The following is a 16219-nucleotide window of genomic DNA, read 5'->3' on the forward strand; positions in this document are numbered from 1 at the left end:
CAATTTAAATATTAAAGAATGAATCTACGAATTCATATTTGTTGAACACTTGAAGGTCTTCGATTCCTTCGCCTACTCCGATATATTTTACGGGAATCTGGAATTGGTCGGAGATTCCAATAACAACTCCTCCTTTTGCGGTCCCATCCAATTTGGTCACAGCCAAACTAGTAACCTCAGTGGCCTTGGTAAATTGTTTGGCCTGCTCAAAGGCATTTTGTCCTGTTGAGCCATCAAGTACCAAAAGTACCTCGTGGGGTGCATCCGGCACCACTTTTTGCATCACGCGCTTTACCTTGGAAAGCTCGTTCATTAAATTCACCTTATTATGTAAACGACCGGCAGTATCCACCAAAACCACGTCAGCCTTTTCAGCAACGGCCGAATTTAAGGTGTCGAAAGCAACGGATGCAGGATCGCTTCCCATTTTTTGTTTTACAATAGGTACGTCCACGCGTTTTGCCCAAACTTCCAATTGGTCAATGGCAGCAGCACGGAAGGTATCCGCAGCTCCCAGAACAACTTTCAATCCGTTGGCCTTAAACTTATGGGCCAGTTTACCAATGGTAGTTGTTTTACCCACCCCGTTTACGCCCACCACCATGATAACATATGGTTTTTTGTCCTTTGGAACAGTAATTTCGGTGTCTTCGCCTGAGTTGGTCTCCGAAAGCAAGCCAGCGATTTCTTCACGAAGAATGGTATTGAGTTCGTCCGTACCCATGTATTTGTCACGGGAAACACGCTCTTCAATGCGTTCGATTATTTTTAAGGTAGTATTGACTCCGACATCGGAAGTGACCAAAACCTCTTCCAAGTTATCCAATACTTCATCATCTACTTTGGATTTACCTGCAACGGCCTTGCCCAGTTTACCAAAAAAACTGGTTTTGGATTTTTCGAGCCCTTTATCCAAGGTCTCTTTTTTATCCTTTGAAAATATATTTTTGAATAAGCTCATCCTATGTTCTTTGAGAATGATCAAAGATAGGAAAGTAAGGGGAGTTTTGTTAAATCAATTTTGGTTGAAAATAAGGTAAATAGTTAGACATAACGAGTTTTTATAAAATCCAGCAAACCACATAATACCAGAACCTTACCGATATAATGCACAGGTACACAACATTTATTAGAGTGCCTACAGATAACTGGATACTTTTAACACAATTAAGATTCCAATAATTTTGATACAACCTCCAATAAAAATAATCTTCTTGGCAATATTGTGCCTTATTACAGCAACTTCTAGGGCACAAGAAACGTTTTCCGATACATTTAGCTCTGTATCCTATTCGAATAACGACGGCTCCCAAAACTGGTCTACCAATTGGCTGGAATACAATGACAACAACGATCCTGCCAATGGCTATATCAGTATTAATAACGATGAATTAAGGTTTAGATATATTTGGTCAGAGAATATAAGGCGTTCTGCCGATTTAAGTTCGTACTATACCGCCTCTCTGTCTTTTGATTGGCGAACATCGAGCCTTGAATCGGGCGAGACATTGGTTATACAAATATCCTCGGACGGTTCTTCGTTTACCACTTTAGATACTTTTTCTGGTACTCAAAGTGGCACGTTCGACCAAGATATTACCGCTTACATATCCAGTAATACCACCATTCGTTTTAGAAAAGGGGGAAATGATTGGTCTGGAAACGATGATCGCACCTATATAGACAATATTATTATTTCCACTACATCTGTTCCTCAAACAGATACAGATGCGGATGGGGTTATTGATGCTGTGGATCTAGATGATGACAATGATGGCATTACCGATGAAGAAGAATATTGTTCCTCCATAAACGCTTCTTTTCTAACTTCTTCGGATGTGGGAGAGAGATCCGTGGTTATCAACCATACGGATACAGAATACTTAAGGCTTGATTTTTCATCTATGGACAATTCTTTTCAGTTGGACATTAATGGATCTACCGTCCATCCTTCTGTGCTGGAATTTGAAAATGGGGCATTGGATGCAGGAGACGAATACTTTGTATTTCAATCAGATGGCAGCTTTATAAGTCAACCATGGGTGGCAAATTCCAACGGAATTCCAAGATTACGACTGGTCGTTAATGAATATGGGCAAATCAATTTGTACGGTAGTAGAAATACAACCTCTACAACATTGGAACTCATGGAAGCACAAAGCGGTACTCCTTTTAATACCATTACTTGGGTACCTGGGAACAATAATACTTTCACACTGACCAATCAGCAAGGGCCCGGCCCAGAAGGATTTACAGGGGAACTGTTTGCTAGTGCCATTTGTGATACGGATGGAGACGGCATTAGCAATCATTTGGACCTTGATTCTGACAACGATGGCATATATGATCTTATGGAGGCAGGGGCTTTAAACGAAGTCGGAGTTTCGGATGCCAATAATGATGGTGTCATCGATGGAGCTACTTCAAGTTCAGGTTCCAATGGTCTTTTTAATGTTTTGGAAGATACAGATACAGCGTATGCCATCCTTTCCTATTCCATTTTAGACTCCGATTCCGACGGAAACTACGATGCATATGCACTAGATGCCGATGGTGATGGATGTTATGATACGCGAGAGGCAGGGTTTACCGACAACAATAATGATGGATATTTAGGGCCCAATCCGGTTCTTATTGATTCCAATGGTCTAGTCACAAGCGGCTCTGATGGATATTCAGCTCCTGCCGATAACGATTCCAATACAACCTATGATTACAGGGAGGCAGGCGCCGCCCCTACTATTACATCCCAACCGGTAGATACAACTACGTGTCCGGGATGCTCGACGACCGTATCCGCTTCGGTTGTTGCCGATAAATTCCAATGGCAATATTATAATGGTAGTACTTGGGTAGACCTTACAGATCTTGGCGTTTATTCGGGTACGTCCACCAATACCTTGACCATTACCAATCCCACTGTCAACGAAAACAACACACAATATCGGTTGCAGGCTAGCAACGATGCCTTTATCTGTAGTTCCACAACAAGCAATACAGTGACATTGACCCTTCATGTAAACACAGTTGTCAGCAACCGAAGAATTACCTACAGGGTCAATAAAAACTAAAAACATTACTTCATAAAAAAAGCCGCTATAAAGCGGCTTTGATATGGTGTAAGGAAATGCTCCTTATTTGCTGTTCAACCAGTCATTGACCATTTCTGGTGGCATAACAGACTCTACGAAAGTGTATGCTCCAGTTTTAGGAGACTTGACCATTTTAATGGCCTTTGTCAATCTTTTTGATGATGACTGAAGTGTTGCTACTGTTTTCTTTGCCATGGTTTATATTTTTCTGCCTTTTACTTTGAAAAAGCTATTACTTAATTTCTTTATGAACGGTCATACGCTTAAGGATAGGATTGTACTTTTTGATTTCCATCCTATCTGGCGTGTTCTTTTTGTTCTTGGTGGTAATATACCTAGAAGTACCTGGCATACCAGATTCTTTGTGTTCTGTACACTCTAAAATTACCTGAACCCTATTTCCTTTCTTTGCCATTGTATTGTACTTAAAATGCTTTTACAACTTACTTTTTGGAATTGATTTCCTTCAAGACAGCAGAGATTCCTTTTTTGTTGATGATTTTCAACCCACGGGCAGAAACGTTCAAGGTTACCCAACGATCTTCCTCAGGAATATAAAATCTCTTCTTGGAGACATTCGCATCGAATCTCCTTTTAGTCTTATTGATAGAAAAGGAAACGTTGTTTCCAAACATCACCTTTTTTCCTGTTACTTCACAAACTTTAGACATCTCCCTAACTATTTGAGTGATTTTATTGAGGCTGCAAATTTATACCATTTTAATGGGACGTACAAAATTCTTTTTCAGAAATTTAAAATTTCTTTGTACAACAGCTCAAAAGCCTTGTTTACAGACTTTTTCACAACCCTTTCCCTGTGTCTGCCCATACTGAATTTTTGGGCAAAAGTTCCATTTGGGGTGCTTATCCCTATATATACCGTTCCCACCTCGGCATCGGAGTCGCCTTTTGTAGGACCAGCATTGCCCGTTGTGGAAATGGCAAAATCGGATTTCAGTTTGTTTTTTACGTTATCGGCCATGGCAACCGCAACGGCTTCGCTAACTACGGAGTGTTTGTCAATCAATTCTTGCGGCACTCCCAACAAATTTACTTTGACCTCTGTTGCATAGCACACCATACTGCCCTTAAAGTAGTTGGAAGCTCCCGGTACCGAAGTAATTCGTTCTGCAATACTTCCTCCCGTAAAACTTTCCGCGGTGGCCAAGGTCATTTTTCTGTCGGTCAATAAAGTTCCTATTTGCTTTTCTACACGTCCATCTTCCTCTTCCTCTCCATAAATAATATCCCCTATAAGAGGATAAAGCTTTTTCACTTGCTCCTCAATACCTGTCATTAAGGCATCTTTATTATCCCCTTTGGCAGAAAGACGCAATCTTACACTACCGATGCTGGGCAGATAAGCAAATTTTATAAAGGACGGCAAATTATTTTCCCACTCTTCCAGTTTATCTGCTATTGCACTCTCGCCCAGTCCATACGTCATGATGGTCTTATGGACAATATGAGGTCGGTGGTATTCTTCCACGATTTTGGGCAGAACCGATTTGGTCATGAGGTTTTTCATCTCGTAGGGCACTCCTGGAAGGGAAACAAAGGCGGTTTCACCTTTTTTCATCCAAATTCCCGGTGCCGTACCAAACTCATTGTGCAGTACGGTGGCTTTTGAGGGTACCATGGCCTGCTCCCTGTTCAAGTCCGAAATGGGCGTAGTGATGTATTTTCTAAAAAGTTCCTCTATATGATTTAAGACCGCTTCGTTCCTAACCAATTCATCCTCAAAAAATTCACAAAGGGTGTGTTTGGTTACATCATCTTTAGTTGGCCCCAGACCACCGGTGACAATAACCACCGAGGAACGCTCACCAGCTTCCTTTAGGGATTTTAGTATATGCTCCTTTTGATCTTGAACTGAGGTGATTTGATAGACAGAAACCCCAATCTTGTTCAGCTCTTTGGAAATAAACGCTGAATTGGTATCCACTATCTGACCAATGAGGATTTCATCCCCAATGGTTATGATCTCGGCTTGCATCTATAGGTCGAAGTCGTTTTTAAGTTCAGCAACCACTTGGAGCACATCCTTTTTAAGAATTGGGAATTTCGCTTCAATTTCCTCCATACTTCCCGTTGTTTTCCCCAAAGTCTCTATTTCAAGCGCCTTGGCCCTTGTTTGCTCCATGCCCAAAATATCCACATTGGGTTTAATCTTGTGCGCCAGCTTATATATGTTTTCGTAGTCCTTGCCATTGATAGCTTTTTCAAGACCTTCCAAGTCTTCTGGGACTTCTTCCAAAAACACAGAAATTACAGAAGTGATGAAATCCTCATCCCCTTCCGCCATTTCATTTATTTTATCGAGGTTGTATATCATTATTTTACATTAATATCAAACAGTTGCTCTCCTTCCAAAGTACCGACAAGGTAGTCATTTGGGCTTACTTTACCAACACCTGCAGGGGTGCCCGTGAAAATGATGTCTCCCTTTTTTAGCATAAAATAGGTGGATACATGCGCAATGATTTCATCTATCTTCCACAGCATCAAAGCAGTGTTTCCCTCTTGAACCGTTTCACCGTTTTTGGACAATGAAAAATTCAAGTTATCGATGTCGGCGAATTTATCTTTGGAAACCCATTTTCCTACTACAGCAGCGCCGTCAAAACCTTTGGCTTTTTCCCAGGGCAAGCCTTTGGATTTTAATTTGGATTGAAGATCTCTTGCGGTGAAATCTATTCCCAGGCCTATTTCATCATAATACTTATGGGCAAATTCCCTAGAAATATGTTTTCCCACTTTTTTGATTTTCACCAAGACTTCCACTTCATAGTGTACATCTTCGGAAAATTCTGGAATATAAAAATCCTGCTCTTTGGGTAAAATGGCAGAATCGGGTTTTATAAAAACCACAGGCTCATCTGGACGTTCGTTGCTCAGCTCATTGATATGATCTACATAATTACGTCCTATACAAATCAGTTTCATAATTTGCTTATGGGGTTAGGCTATTTGTTATTCTTAAAATTTATTGTTGAGCTTGCTCAACTTAATTTGGGTAAGCACCTTTTTGGTGTACAGTGGGAAATCGGCATTCAAGATCCAACCAAAATAGCCTGGTTCTTTTTCCATCACCTCATCCACTGTTTTTCCTTTGTGCTTACCGAAAGAAAAAATCGGATTGTCGTTTTCATCCACACCGATAAAACCGGCAAAATCGAGGTTTTGCCTTCTGGTAGTGAATTCGGATAGTTTTTTTATGTCGTTTTCCAAATCCGGATACCGTTCCAACTGTGCCAATAAGACCTCATAAGTGGCCATGGTATCCGCTTCGGCACTATGGGCATCGTCCAAATTCTTATCGCAATAGAATTTATAGGCTGCTTCCAACGTCCGCTTTTCCATTTTATGGAAGATGGTCTGCACATCCACGGAGACCATGCTCTTCATATCAAAATCCACATCGGCACGGAGCATCTCCTCTGCCAACAATGGAATGTCGAACCGATCTGAGTTAAATCCAGCCAGATCACTATCGCGAATCATCGCATAAATATCCTTGGACAATTGCTTGAATGTTGGTTCGTTGGCCACTTTTTCATCGGAAATTCCATGAATGGCCTCGGATTCAGGTGGAATTGGCATTTCCGGATTCACCAACCATGTCCTGCTCTCTTTGTTTCCGTTGGGAAAAACCTTCAGGATGGAAATTTCAACAATTCTATCCTTGGCGACATTGGTACCGGTGGTTTCCAAGTCAAAAAAGCAAATAGGTTTGGTCAATTGTAACTGCATGTGGGGATTTTTAAATAAAATTCACTTGGCTTCTAAATTAAGAATAGTGAAAGGAATACAGGTCGTTTTCCTTTATATTTCCCTATTTATGTCCCAAGCCTCCAGATAATCGGCCACTGCTTTTACGAACATTCCGCCCAATGCACCGTTCACCACACGATGGTCGTAACTGTGCGATAGGTACATTTTACTGCGAATACCGATATACTCTCCTTGATCTGTCTCTATAACCGATGGCATTTTACGAATTGCGCCCAAGGCAAGAATCCCCACTTGTGGCTGATTGATGATCGGCGTACCGAAGACACTTCCGAAGGAACCAACGTTGGTCACTGTATAGGTGCCGTCCTTGATTTCATCGGGCTTTAACTGATTGTTCCTTGCCCTATTGGCCAGGTCGTTCACGGTTTTGGCCATTCCCACCAAGTTCAATTGGTCTGCATTTTTGATAACAGGTACGATCAAATTGCCATCGGGAAGCGCTGCTGCCATCCCCAAGTTGATGTTCTTCTTTTTAATGACCTTGTCCCCATCCAACGAGATGTTCATCATTGGATATTTTTTAAGGGCCATGGCCACGGCTTCCATAAATATGGGTGTAAAGGTCAGTTTTTCCCCTTCGCGCTCTTGGAAAGCATTTTTAACTTTATTTCTCCAGTTGACCACATTGGTCACGTCCACTTCCACAAAACTCTGTACGTGTGCAGAGGTTGATATACTCTCGATCATATGGTGGGCGATCAGCTTGCCCATACGGGTCAACGGAATTACCTCGTCCCCTGCCCCAACCTGGACTTTGGATTCTTTGGGTTTCTCCGCTACCGTCTCTTTAGGCGCCAGAGGTGTGGCCGCCTTTTCGGCTTTGGTTTCGTGTTGTGGGCTAACGGTTTCGGTTTTGGCCTCGCTTCCATTGGAACGGCTTTCCAAATAAGCCATTATATCGTTCTTGGTGACCCTACCTTCTTTGCCGGTGCCGGCGATGGCCTCCAATTCATCCATGGAAACGTTCTCTTCTTTGGCTATGTTCTTTACCAAAGGGGAATAAAATCGTTCAGAACTTGAAAAATCGGGTGCGGGTGCGGATACGGATTCCTTGACCCCGGCCATTTGGGCTTCCAGTTCACCCGCATGGACCTCAGCGGGCGCCTCTTCCACAACTTCCTCTTCTGCACTGGCTTCAACGGCATTGTCCACGTCACCCTCGATTTGAATCACAGCGACAACTTCGCCCACTTTTACAACGTCATCTACATCGAACCGCTTTTCCAACAGTACACCATCCACTTCACTGGGAACTTCAGAATCCACTTTATCCGTGGCAATTTCGAAGACGGCTTCGTCCATCTCAATGGTGTCCCCTACTTCCTTCAACCAGTTGGTCAAGGTAGCTTCAGCAACACTTTCTCCCATTTGCGGTAATTTCAATTCAAATTTTGACATATTCGTATTTATCAAAGTGATTTTGATTTGTATTTTACAAAAATACTAAAGAAATCGACTTATTTTTGATTTATGTTCATTAATTCGCTTTAATAGAGCTTTCAAAAGGGACTCTATTGATAATACTTCTTCCCAAAGTTACTTCATCTGCATATTCCAATTCATCACCCACCGAAATTCCCCTGGCAATGGTAGAAGTGGTGACCTCTGTACCTTCCAGTTGTTTATAAATATAAAAATTCGTGGTGTCTCCTTCCATGGTGGAGCTCAGTGCCAAAATCAATTCCTTGATTGTCCCATCCTTAACTTTTTTAATTAAGGGAGCAATATTCAAATCTTGCGGCCCTACTCCTTCCATTGGAGAAATTTTGCCCCCAAGCACATGGTAAAGTCCATTGTATTGTGATGTGTTCTCAATGGCCATTACATCCCTAATATCCTCCACCACACAAACCATGGTCTCATCTCGTTTTGGATTGGCGCATATTTCGCACACTTCGGTATCTGAAATATTATGGCAATTTTTACAAAAATTGACCTCGCTCTTCAATTTTAGCAACGCATGTGCCAATAGTTCGGTCCTTTCTTCGGGCTGTTTTAACAAGTGGAGCACTAAACGCAATGCCGTTCTTTTACCGATTCCCGGCAATTGAGACATTTCGTAAACTGCGTTTTGCAATAGCTTAGATGAAAATTCCATAGCTTCGATTCTCCTACAAAATTACGATTTTAGAGTTACCAATTTACTTTCGTACTTTGCAAATCAAATTGCAAATATGTCGGCCACACAAATTCTGTTGCTTATAGGTGCTTATTTCTTGGTGCTTATCCTCATTTCTTACTTTACCGGTAAAAACGACTCCAACGCCGATTTTTTTAAAGCAGGCAAGCAATCCCCTTGGTACATAGTGGCCTTTGGAATGGTGGGCGCCTCCTTATCTGGGGTAACTTTTATATCGGTCCCGGGATGGGTGGGCGATAGCCAATTGACCTATATGCAAGTTGTTTTGGGATATCTGTTCGGGTATTTTGTGGTGGCATTTGTGCTCTTGCCCTTATATTATAAGCTCAATTTAACTTCGATTTACGAGTACTTGCTAGATCGGTTTGGAAAAGTAAGTCACCAAACAGGCGCATTTTTCTTTTTTGTCTCCAGGGTCCTAGGTGCGGCGTTCAGGTTATACCTCGTAGCCATAGTACTGCAACAGTTTGTGTTTGATGACCTAGGGGTCCGTTTTGAGTTCACTGTTATAATTTCCATTTTATTGATATGGCTCTATACCAACAAAGGTGGCATTAAAACCATTGTTTGGACCGACACCTTGCAGACACTTTTTATGATCGTGGCCGTAGTACTTTCCATTGTGATGATCAATCAGGAACTAGGATGGAGCTTTGGAGAGTTTTTGGCTTCGGAAGAGCTAAAGAACTACAATGATTTTTTGGTGACCGATAGCTTTTTGGACAAAAGTTATTTCATAAAATCCTTTGTAGGCGGCATGTTCGTCACCATTTGTATGACTGGACTGGATCAGGACATGATGCAAAAGAACCTTACCTGCAAATCTTTGAAGGATGCCCAGAAGAACATGGTCTCCTTTAGTTTTGTATTGGTCGGTGTCACCTTCTTGTTCATGCTATTGGGCGCACTGCTCTTCATATTCGCTCAACGGGAAGGTATTGGCATCCCTTTAATGGACGGGTCACCAAAAACCGACTTGCTCTTCCCCGAAATTGCACTTAACGGAAATTTAGGTCTGGCGCTCTCCATAACTTTTATGTTGGGATTGATCGCCGCTGCCTACAGTAGCGCGGACAGCGCCCTTACTTCGTTGACGACTTCTTTCTGCGTGGATTTTTTGGATGTTGAAGAAAAAGAGGAAAAGGAACAAAAAAGAATTAGAAAACGCACCCACATCGCCATGAGTGTTGCTCTTGTGATCGTGATCATCGCGTTCAAGTACATTCTTAGCAGCAATGTAATTGATAGTTTGCTTACGGTTGCAGGATATACTTATGGACCATTGCTGGGCCTTTTTGCTTTTGGAATTTTCACCAAACACAAAATAAAGGACAAATATGTTTGGATTGTCGCACTGGCATCGGTATTTACCATAGTTTTTATTGCGAATGTACCTGTGGCCTATTTGGGCGGGTATCAAGTAGGATACGAATTGTTGCCGCTCAACGGATTATTGACATTTATTGGCTTATGGTTGATCCGAACAAAAAAATCAGCTACATCAACTAATACTGCCCAGTAGCCAACAGCACCAAAGTACACGCAACCTCCACCTGAATCCCAGCATTTTCAAGGATTTCGTAGAATTCCGGATTTTCGGTTCCAGGGTTAAAAATGACACGTCTGGGCTTCAAATCCACAATCTGTTGATAATATTCTTTTTGATTTTTAGGGTTTAAATACAAAGTAACGGTATCAATATTTTGAAAATCAACTAAGTTGTCTTTAATTTGTATCCCTGATACAGTTCCCCCACGTATCCCAAATGCGGTTGTTTCAACATTGTTGTCAACCAACCTACGAATTGCTGTGTTACTGTATCTTCCCGGGTTTGTAGAAGCCCCTACGACAAGTGTTTTTAGCATTTGTTAATTTTTGTGTTAAACTTTTATATAGACTGTAACTTATCATATGTAAAGTCGTCTATTTTTCATAACTTATTGTCATTGGTAAGACTGTATTTTTATAGTTAATGGTTAGTGTTTAGTATAGCTTATCAATGTATAACCCCGGTATTCTTTACCGGGGTTTCTTCTTTTACAAAGTCATTATAATCGTCTCACCGAGCCATAGCACCTTACAAAGGTGGGAAATCCATAGCTCTTTGTTGTTAAAGAATGTTAAAATGATTCTCTCCTGTAACATTAACCAAAGTAGGGCGTCTTAACAATATCATCAATCAATCAATCATCAATCAAAAAACGAACTACTCATGAGACATCTGAGCTTTCTATTTGCACTATTACTGTGCATGACCTCCCCATTTACATCCTTAGCAAACGACCCAGATACGGCACTCGGCGTAATCAACGGAAAAGTTATTGACGACTCCTCAAGTCAACCAGTTGCTTATGCAGCTGTTGTCGTCAAGTCTGAAGACGGCTCCAAAACCATAACTGGCAGTATTACCACAGAAGACGGAAACTTCGAAATCAAAAAACTGCCCGATGGCACCTTTATTTTCGAGGTCCAATTTATCGGATATAAAACCTATTCACAGAAATTGGTCATATCCAAAGGTAAACGTAACCTAAATCTGGGCACGGTAATCTTGAAGGAAGAAACCAAAGAACTAGAAGGTGTAGAAGTAGTAGCCGAACGCACAACTATAGAACAGCGTGTGGACCGTAAGGTGATCAATGTAGGGAAAGACTTGACCACCGCTGGTGCTTCGGCCTCAGACATCATGAACAATATCCCTTCCGTAAATGTAGATGCCCAGACTGGCGATATTACCCTTCGTGGAAACTCCAATGTGCGTGTAATGGTGGATGGCAAACTGTCCAACGTTCCCGTAGCGCAATTGTTGAAGCAGATACCCTCCACGGCGATCAAATCCATAGAATTGATCACCAATCCTTCTGCCAAGTACAATCCCGAAGGAATGAGCGGCATCATTAATATTGTGCTGCACAAAAATGCAAATATTGGGTTCAATGGAAACGTGAACATGGGACTAACCAAAGGTATAGAGGCCAAATTCAACAGTTCCATAGATATGAACTACCGTAACGGAAAATTCAATTTTTATGGAAACTACGGCAATAATATCGGCAAATGGGTGAACGATGGAAGCATTCTGAGAATTGATGAGAATTCCCGTCAAAAGTTTGACTTTTTCAACAACAATAAATCACATCTCTATAAATTGGGGGTCGATTTCTACCTGAATGACAAAAACACCCTGTCCTTTTTCACCAATCAAAATATATTCGATGGCGTAGGGGATGGAAAAACACAGGTTTCTTACTTTAATAATCCATCCAGAAATGTGACACAATTGTTTTTTGATGATTCCAATAACCGCAGCGAACAATATAATTTTGATTATAAATTGGATTTCAACAAAGAAGGGCACAACATTGAATTGGAAGTGGACCACAACCAGTTCGAAAGTGAACAAGATGCCGATTTTAGCTCTACAGGTGCATCCACTTATCCAGATTATATGGATTTTGTGGATACGGAACGTACCCAGACCACGGCCAATTTGGATTACGTAAATCCATTGGACAGCATCTCCAAGTTGGAACTGGGACTACAATCCAGAAACTTTGAAACGAAAGTGGATTATTCCTCAACAGGACAGTCCTTTAACTCCAACGGAAACTTGGTCCCTACGCCATCTACCAAATTTGTGTACGACATGGACATTTATTCGGCCTATGCCACTTTTGGACAGACTTATGAAAGATGGTCCTACCAGATGGGCGTGCGCATCGAGGACGTGCAAGTAAAAGCGGACACCAATGCCGTACGCGCCTTTACCGATAAGTATACCGAAATATATCCATCCGCTTTTGTTACCTACAAACCAAACGATAAGGACCAACTGCAATTAAGTTATAGCAGACGTGTGGACCGACCTGGCTTGCAGCAAGTAAACCCGATCAGAGAGTTTGCCACACCACTGATTTCCGCTTTCGGTAATCCAAATTTGGTGCCTCAGTTTACAAGTTCTTATGAAGCAAACTATACCAAGAGAATCAAAAATGGAAGTATTACAGGTGGTGTATTTTACAGAAGCATTTCGGATGAAATCAACAGGGCCATTTATGTAGACCGATTGGATCTGAACAAAACCATTCTCACCTTCGACAATTTCGACAAAACTTCGGCCTACGGAGTTGAGCTGTCCACCAATTACCGACCAGCAAAATGGTGGAACATCAATGGTAGTTTTGATCTATTCTCCCAAACGCAGAGAGGTCTTACGGAGACATTGAACACCACTGACCCCAACCCCAGTGAGGACGATATTGTGGAACAGAGGGTAAAGGTTGAGAACACCGCTTGGAACCTGAGAATGAACAACAGCTTTACGGTAAACAAAAAATTGACGCTTCAAGCTTTTGGTTTTTACCGTGGACGAAACAAAAGCATCCAGTTTGATGCCAAGCCCATGTACTTTGTGAATTTGGGGGCACGTTACAGCTTTGCAGAGGGTAAAGGTACCTTGAGTTTTAACTATAACGACATTTTCAATACCATGCGATTTGCCTTTGAAGGAGATTATCCCTTCGCACAGGAAGGTGCCTTTAACTGGGAAAGCAATAACGTATATGTTGGGATGTCCTACCGATTTGGAAGTGGTAAAAATCGCGCCAAGCAACGTAAAAGAAGAGACAACAACACCAAGCAAGGTGGTGGCGGAATCTTATAAAACATATTGATGCTTCATATTCGAGTGTTGGTTGGTTATCTTGTGGGAGCATCAATGAAAAACCCCGATCCTTAAGGATCGGGGTTTTGTTTATTATTTTTTTGGGATGGATTACCAGCGAATAATTACACTCCCCCAAGTAAAACCGCTACCAAAGGCAGCAAGCACCACCAAATCACCTTCTTTGATCTTTCCTTCTTCCCATGCCTCGGTCAAGGCAATAGGGATGGATGCGGCCGTTGTGTTTCCGTATTTCATGATATTGTTGAACACCTGATCATCCCTTAATCCAAATTTCTTTTGGATGAATTGTGAAATTCTTAAGTTGGCCTGATGCGGAATCAACATATCAATATCTTGAGGCCCTAGATTGTTCTTCTGCAAACCCTCCATGATCACCTCACTGAATCGAACCACCGCATTTTTAAATACAAACTGTCCGTTCATATAAGGGAAATACGATGTATCCTCAGGATCGTTATCATCAATAATATCGGTCACCCAACGTTTTCCCATTCCGGGAGCGATCAACGAAAGTTCTTCCGCATGTTGCCCTTCAGAATGCAAATGGGTCGATAAAATTCCTTTGGATGTGTCTTCTTCACGGGTCAATACCGCAGCTCCGGCACCATCGCCAAAAATAACGGAAACTCCCCTACCCCTTGTGGTCATATCCAAACCATGCGAATGCAATTCGGAACCAATTACAAGTACATTCTTGTACATACCACTTTTAATGTACTGATCGGCAACGGAGATTCCGTACACAAATCCAGAACATTGATTTCTTACATCCAGGGCTCCCACGGTTTTTAAACCTAAATCGCGTTGTACCAAAACGCCAGGTCCAGGAAAATAATAATCGGGACTCAGTGTGGCAAAAACAATAAAATCAATCTCATCCTTATCTATGCCAGCACGCTCTATTGCCTTTTCCGCAGCCTTCACCCCCATGGATGTGGTCGTATCAGTGCCTTTTACAACATGCCGCCTTTCCTTAATTCCGGTACGTTCTTGTATCCATTCGTCATTAGTGTCCATCACTTTGGACAAATCGTCGTTAGTGACCACATTTTCAGGGACATAAAATCCCAATCCTGATATTCTTGAGTTATACATTATAGAGTACTTAAATATTGAATCTTCAAAAAAAGATAGGCTAATTAACGGAAAATAAAAAAATATATCACAAGAACTGGATATATATTAAGGAAATTAGTACAGGTACTTTTCAAAATGATTCACCTCGACCTTGGCTCTTAGGTCGTGCAATAGGTTATAAAGTCCAAAAAATGTGCGATTTATGTACAAAAAGTGCTTTGACCCGCGATTTCCGTTCATTTTTCGGATTTGCTCATCTTTGGAATAGCGTTCACTGAGGTTGGCGATTTTCGACCAGAAACCCTCATCACCAAAATCGAAGGCCTCTTTGTGAAAAGGTGATGTGAAAATCGTAAGCATTTCTTTGAACAGGGCTTTGAAAAACCGCAATTCCTCTTCGGAATCCGTTGGTGTCAAAATCTCCAGTTCGTACAGTTTTTCCATGAAGATTTTATCGTTATTGATATTCTCTTCTTTGGCCAGTTCAAAATAGGGCACATAAAAATCCTCCGGTATTTGCTTGATACAACCAAAATCAATCGCAATCAGTTTACCATCTGAACTAACCAGGAAGTTACCTGGGTGAGGATCTGCATGTACCCGTCTTAGCTTATGGATCTGGAACATATAAAAATCCCAAAGTGCCTGACCCAATGTATTGCCCACTTCGGCATCGAAATCGGTTCGGGTAAATTCTCCCAGGTGGGTCCCCTCCATCCAATCCATGGTCAAAATACGCTCGCTCGATAGTTCGCGGTAATATTTTGGAAACTGCATGTTCGGAATTACGGAACATTCGGTAGTTATTTCGTGACTTTGCTCCAGTTCCAAAATATAGTTGGTCTCTTCAACCAGTTTGTGCTCGACTTCCTTAAAGTATTTTTCGGAATCTTTGCCTTTTAGGTTGAACATTTTAATGGCCACGGGCTTCACTAGGGCCAAATCACTACTAATACTTTCGGCCACGCCCGGATACTGTATTTTGACCGCCAATTTTTTACCATCTTTTTCGGCCCGGTGTACCTGTCCAATGCTGGCTGCGTTCACAGAATCCTTTTCGAATTCATCAAAAATATCCTCTGGATACTTGTCCAAATATTTTTTAAAGGTCTTGCGCACCAGAGGTGCGGACAAAGGAGGTACCGAAAATTGGGAAAGGGAGAACTTTTCCACGTAGGCCCGCGGCAACAGGTTTTTCTCCATACTGAGCATCTGTGCCACTTTTAGTGCACTTCCTTTCAAACTTTTTAGCCCATCATAAATATCCTCTGCATTATCTTGGTCCAAAGTGTCTTTGGAAGTTTCGGGGTCCACTAGTTTTTTACCGTAATATTTTACGTAGTTCCCTCCTATTTTAACCCCAGTTTTTACAAGCTTTCCTGCTCGCTCTAATTTTCCGGTGGGGATGGTATCCAAACTTTTCATTGG

General features: G+C 41.7%; 16 protein-coding genes. 3 read left to right on the forward strand and 13 right to left on the reverse strand.

Features of this window, described 5'->3' with window-relative positions; translation table 11 throughout:
- Positions 1–4: 4 nt before the first annotated feature.
- Entirely contained in the window at positions 5–961 is a 957-nt protein-coding gene (gene ftsY, locus J0X13_RS15370) for a signal recognition particle-docking protein FtsY (RefSeq protein WP_207072268.1), read from the reverse strand.
- 253 nt (positions 962–1214) lie between these two features.
- Here ftsY and J0X13_RS15375 point away from each other — a divergent pair, with 253 nt between their 5' ends.
- Entirely contained in the window at positions 1215–3071 is a 1857-nt protein-coding gene (locus J0X13_RS15375) for an immunoglobulin domain-containing protein (protein ID WP_207072269.1), read from the forward strand.
- Positions 3072–3134: 63 nt separating this feature from the next.
- Here the strand turns inward: J0X13_RS15375 and J0X13_RS15380 are convergent, their stop codons facing one another.
- The 9 genes from J0X13_RS15380 to recR form a co-directional block, all read right to left on the reverse strand.
- Complete coding sequence (locus J0X13_RS15380; protein ID WP_014033527.1) at positions 3135–3287, reverse strand: DUF4295 domain-containing protein; 153 nt, start codon at positions 3285–3287, stop codon at positions 3135–3137.
- A gap of 37 nt (positions 3288–3324) precedes the next feature.
- Entirely contained in the window at positions 3325–3507 is a 183-nt protein-coding gene (rpmG, locus tag J0X13_RS15385) for a 50S ribosomal protein L33 (RefSeq protein ID WP_100817574.1), read from the reverse strand.
- A gap of 28 nt (positions 3508–3535) precedes the next feature.
- Complete coding sequence (gene rpmB, locus J0X13_RS15390; protein WP_127138560.1) at positions 3536–3763, reverse strand: 50S ribosomal protein L28; 228 nt, start codon at positions 3761–3763, stop codon at positions 3536–3538.
- A gap of 74 nt (positions 3764–3837) precedes the next feature.
- On the reverse strand, positions 3838–5088 hold the full coding sequence (locus J0X13_RS15395; RefSeq protein ID WP_207072270.1) for a competence/damage-inducible protein A: 1251 nt from the start codon (positions 5086–5088) through the stop codon (positions 3838–3840).
- Entirely contained in the window at positions 5089–5427 is a 339-nt protein-coding gene (locus J0X13_RS15400; protein WP_207072271.1) for an Hpt domain-containing protein, read from the reverse strand. It abuts the gene before it with no gap.
- A complete protein-coding gene (locus tag J0X13_RS15405; protein ID WP_207072272.1) occupies positions 5427–6038 on the reverse strand; it encodes a fumarylacetoacetate hydrolase family protein in 612 nt (203 codons plus the stop codon). Before J0X13_RS15405 ends, J0X13_RS15400 begins: the two co-directional genes overlap by 1 nt.
- Before the next feature lie 33 nt (positions 6039–6071).
- The gene (locus tag J0X13_RS15410; RefSeq protein WP_207072273.1) at positions 6072–6845 is read right to left on the reverse strand and encodes a 3'-5' exonuclease; all 774 of its coding nucleotides are present in this window, start codon (positions 6843–6845) and stop codon (positions 6072–6074) included.
- Between the two features lie 72 nt (positions 6846–6917).
- Positions 6918–8285 (reverse strand): dihydrolipoamide acetyltransferase family protein, encoded by a 1368-nt coding sequence (locus J0X13_RS15415; RefSeq protein WP_207072274.1) that lies wholly within the window; start codon positions 8283–8285, stop codon positions 6918–6920.
- A gap of 79 nt (positions 8286–8364) precedes the next feature.
- The gene (gene recR, locus J0X13_RS15420; RefSeq protein ID WP_207072275.1) at positions 8365–8985 is read right to left on the reverse strand and encodes a recombination mediator RecR; all 621 of its coding nucleotides are present in this window, start codon (positions 8983–8985) and stop codon (positions 8365–8367) included.
- 76 nt (positions 8986–9061) lie between these two features.
- Between recR and J0X13_RS15425 the strand changes: the two genes are divergently transcribed.
- Complete coding sequence (locus tag J0X13_RS15425) at positions 9062–10549, forward strand: sodium:solute symporter (protein WP_207072276.1); 1488 nt, start codon at positions 9062–9064, stop codon at positions 10547–10549.
- Here the strand turns inward: J0X13_RS15425 and J0X13_RS15430 are convergent.
- Complete coding sequence (locus J0X13_RS15430; RefSeq protein ID WP_207072277.1) at positions 10533–10892, reverse strand: CoA-binding protein; 360 nt, start codon at positions 10890–10892, stop codon at positions 10533–10535. The genes J0X13_RS15425 and J0X13_RS15430 overlap by 17 nt on opposite strands.
- Before the next feature lie 347 nt (positions 10893–11239).
- On the opposite strand from J0X13_RS15430, the gene J0X13_RS15435 reads away from it, so the two are divergent.
- On the forward strand, positions 11240–13690 hold the full coding sequence (locus J0X13_RS15435) for a TonB-dependent receptor (RefSeq protein ID WP_207072278.1): 2451 nt from the start codon (positions 11240–11242) through the stop codon (positions 13688–13690).
- Between the two features lie 111 nt (positions 13691–13801).
- Here J0X13_RS15435 and J0X13_RS15440 read toward each other — a convergent pair whose 3' ends face one another.
- Both J0X13_RS15440 and J0X13_RS15445 read right to left on the reverse strand, forming a co-directional pair.
- Positions 13802–14809: a 3-oxoacyl-ACP synthase III family protein gene (locus J0X13_RS15440; protein WP_207072279.1), complete on the reverse strand. Its 1008-nt coding sequence runs from the start codon at positions 14807–14809 to the stop codon at positions 13802–13804.
- Between the two features lie 96 nt (positions 14810–14905).
- Positions 14906–16216: an ABC1 kinase family protein gene (locus J0X13_RS15445; RefSeq protein WP_207072280.1), complete on the reverse strand. Its 1311-nt coding sequence runs from the start codon at positions 16214–16216 to the stop codon at positions 14906–14908.
- Between the last annotated feature and the right edge of the window lie 3 nt (positions 16217–16219).

The organism is [Muricauda] lutisoli (nom. illeg.), from assembly GCF_017313105.1.
GTDB classification, from domain to species: domain Bacteria; phylum Bacteroidota; class Bacteroidia; order Flavobacteriales; family Flavobacteriaceae; genus Flagellimonas; species Flagellimonas lutisoli.

Bases quoted from the DNA above. Each gene is read 5' to 3' on its own strand.
- J0X13_RS15440 (WP_207072279.1), bottom strand. From the start codon at position 14,809: ATGTATAACTCAAGAATATCAGGATTGGGATTTTATGTCCCTGAAAAT.
- rpmB (WP_127138560.1), bottom strand. From the start codon at position 3,763: ATGTCTAAAGTTTGTGAAGTAACAGGAAAAAAGGTGATGTTTGGAAAC.
- J0X13_RS15415 (WP_207072274.1), bottom strand. From the start codon at position 8,285: ATGTCAAAATTTGAATTGAAATTACCGCAAATGGGAGAAAGTGTTGCT.
- recR (WP_207072275.1), bottom strand. From the start codon at position 8,985: ATGGAATTTTCATCTAAGCTATTGCAAAACGCAGTTTACGAAATGTCT.
- J0X13_RS15380 (WP_014033527.1), bottom strand. From the start codon at position 3,287: ATGGCAAAGAAAACAGTAGCAACACTTCAGTCATCATCAAAAAGATTG.
- J0X13_RS15425 (WP_207072276.1), top strand. From the start codon at position 9,062: ATGTCGGCCACACAAATTCTGTTGCTTATAGGTGCTTATTTCTTGGTG.
- J0X13_RS15395 (WP_207072270.1), bottom strand. From the start codon at position 5,088: ATGCAAGCCGAGATCATAACCATTGGGGATGAAATCCTCATTGGTCAG.
- rpmG (WP_100817574.1), bottom strand. From the start codon at position 3,507: ATGGCAAAGAAAGGAAATAGGGTTCAGGTAATTTTAGAGTGTACAGAA.
- J0X13_RS15430 (WP_207072277.1), bottom strand. From the start codon at position 10,892: ATGCTAAAAACACTTGTCGTAGGGGCTTCTACAAACCCGGGAAGATAC.
- J0X13_RS15405 (WP_207072272.1), bottom strand. From the start codon at position 6,038: ATGAAACTGATTTGTATAGGACGTAATTATGTAGATCATATCAATGAG.
- J0X13_RS15400 (WP_207072271.1), bottom strand. From the start codon at position 5,427: ATGATATACAACCTCGATAAAATAAATGAAATGGCGGAAGGGGATGAG.
- J0X13_RS15445 (WP_207072280.1), bottom strand. From the start codon at position 16,216: ATGAAAAGTTTGGATACCATCCCCACCGGAAAATTAGAGCGAGCAGGA.
- ftsY (WP_207072268.1), bottom strand. From the start codon at position 961: ATGAGCTTATTCAAAAATATATTTTCAAAGGATAAAAAAGAGACCTTG.
- J0X13_RS15435 (WP_207072278.1), top strand. From the start codon at position 11,240: ATGAGACATCTGAGCTTTCTATTTGCACTATTACTGTGCATGACCTCC.
- J0X13_RS15410 (WP_207072273.1), bottom strand. From the start codon at position 6,845: ATGCAGTTACAATTGACCAAACCTATTTGCTTTTTTGACTTGGAAACC.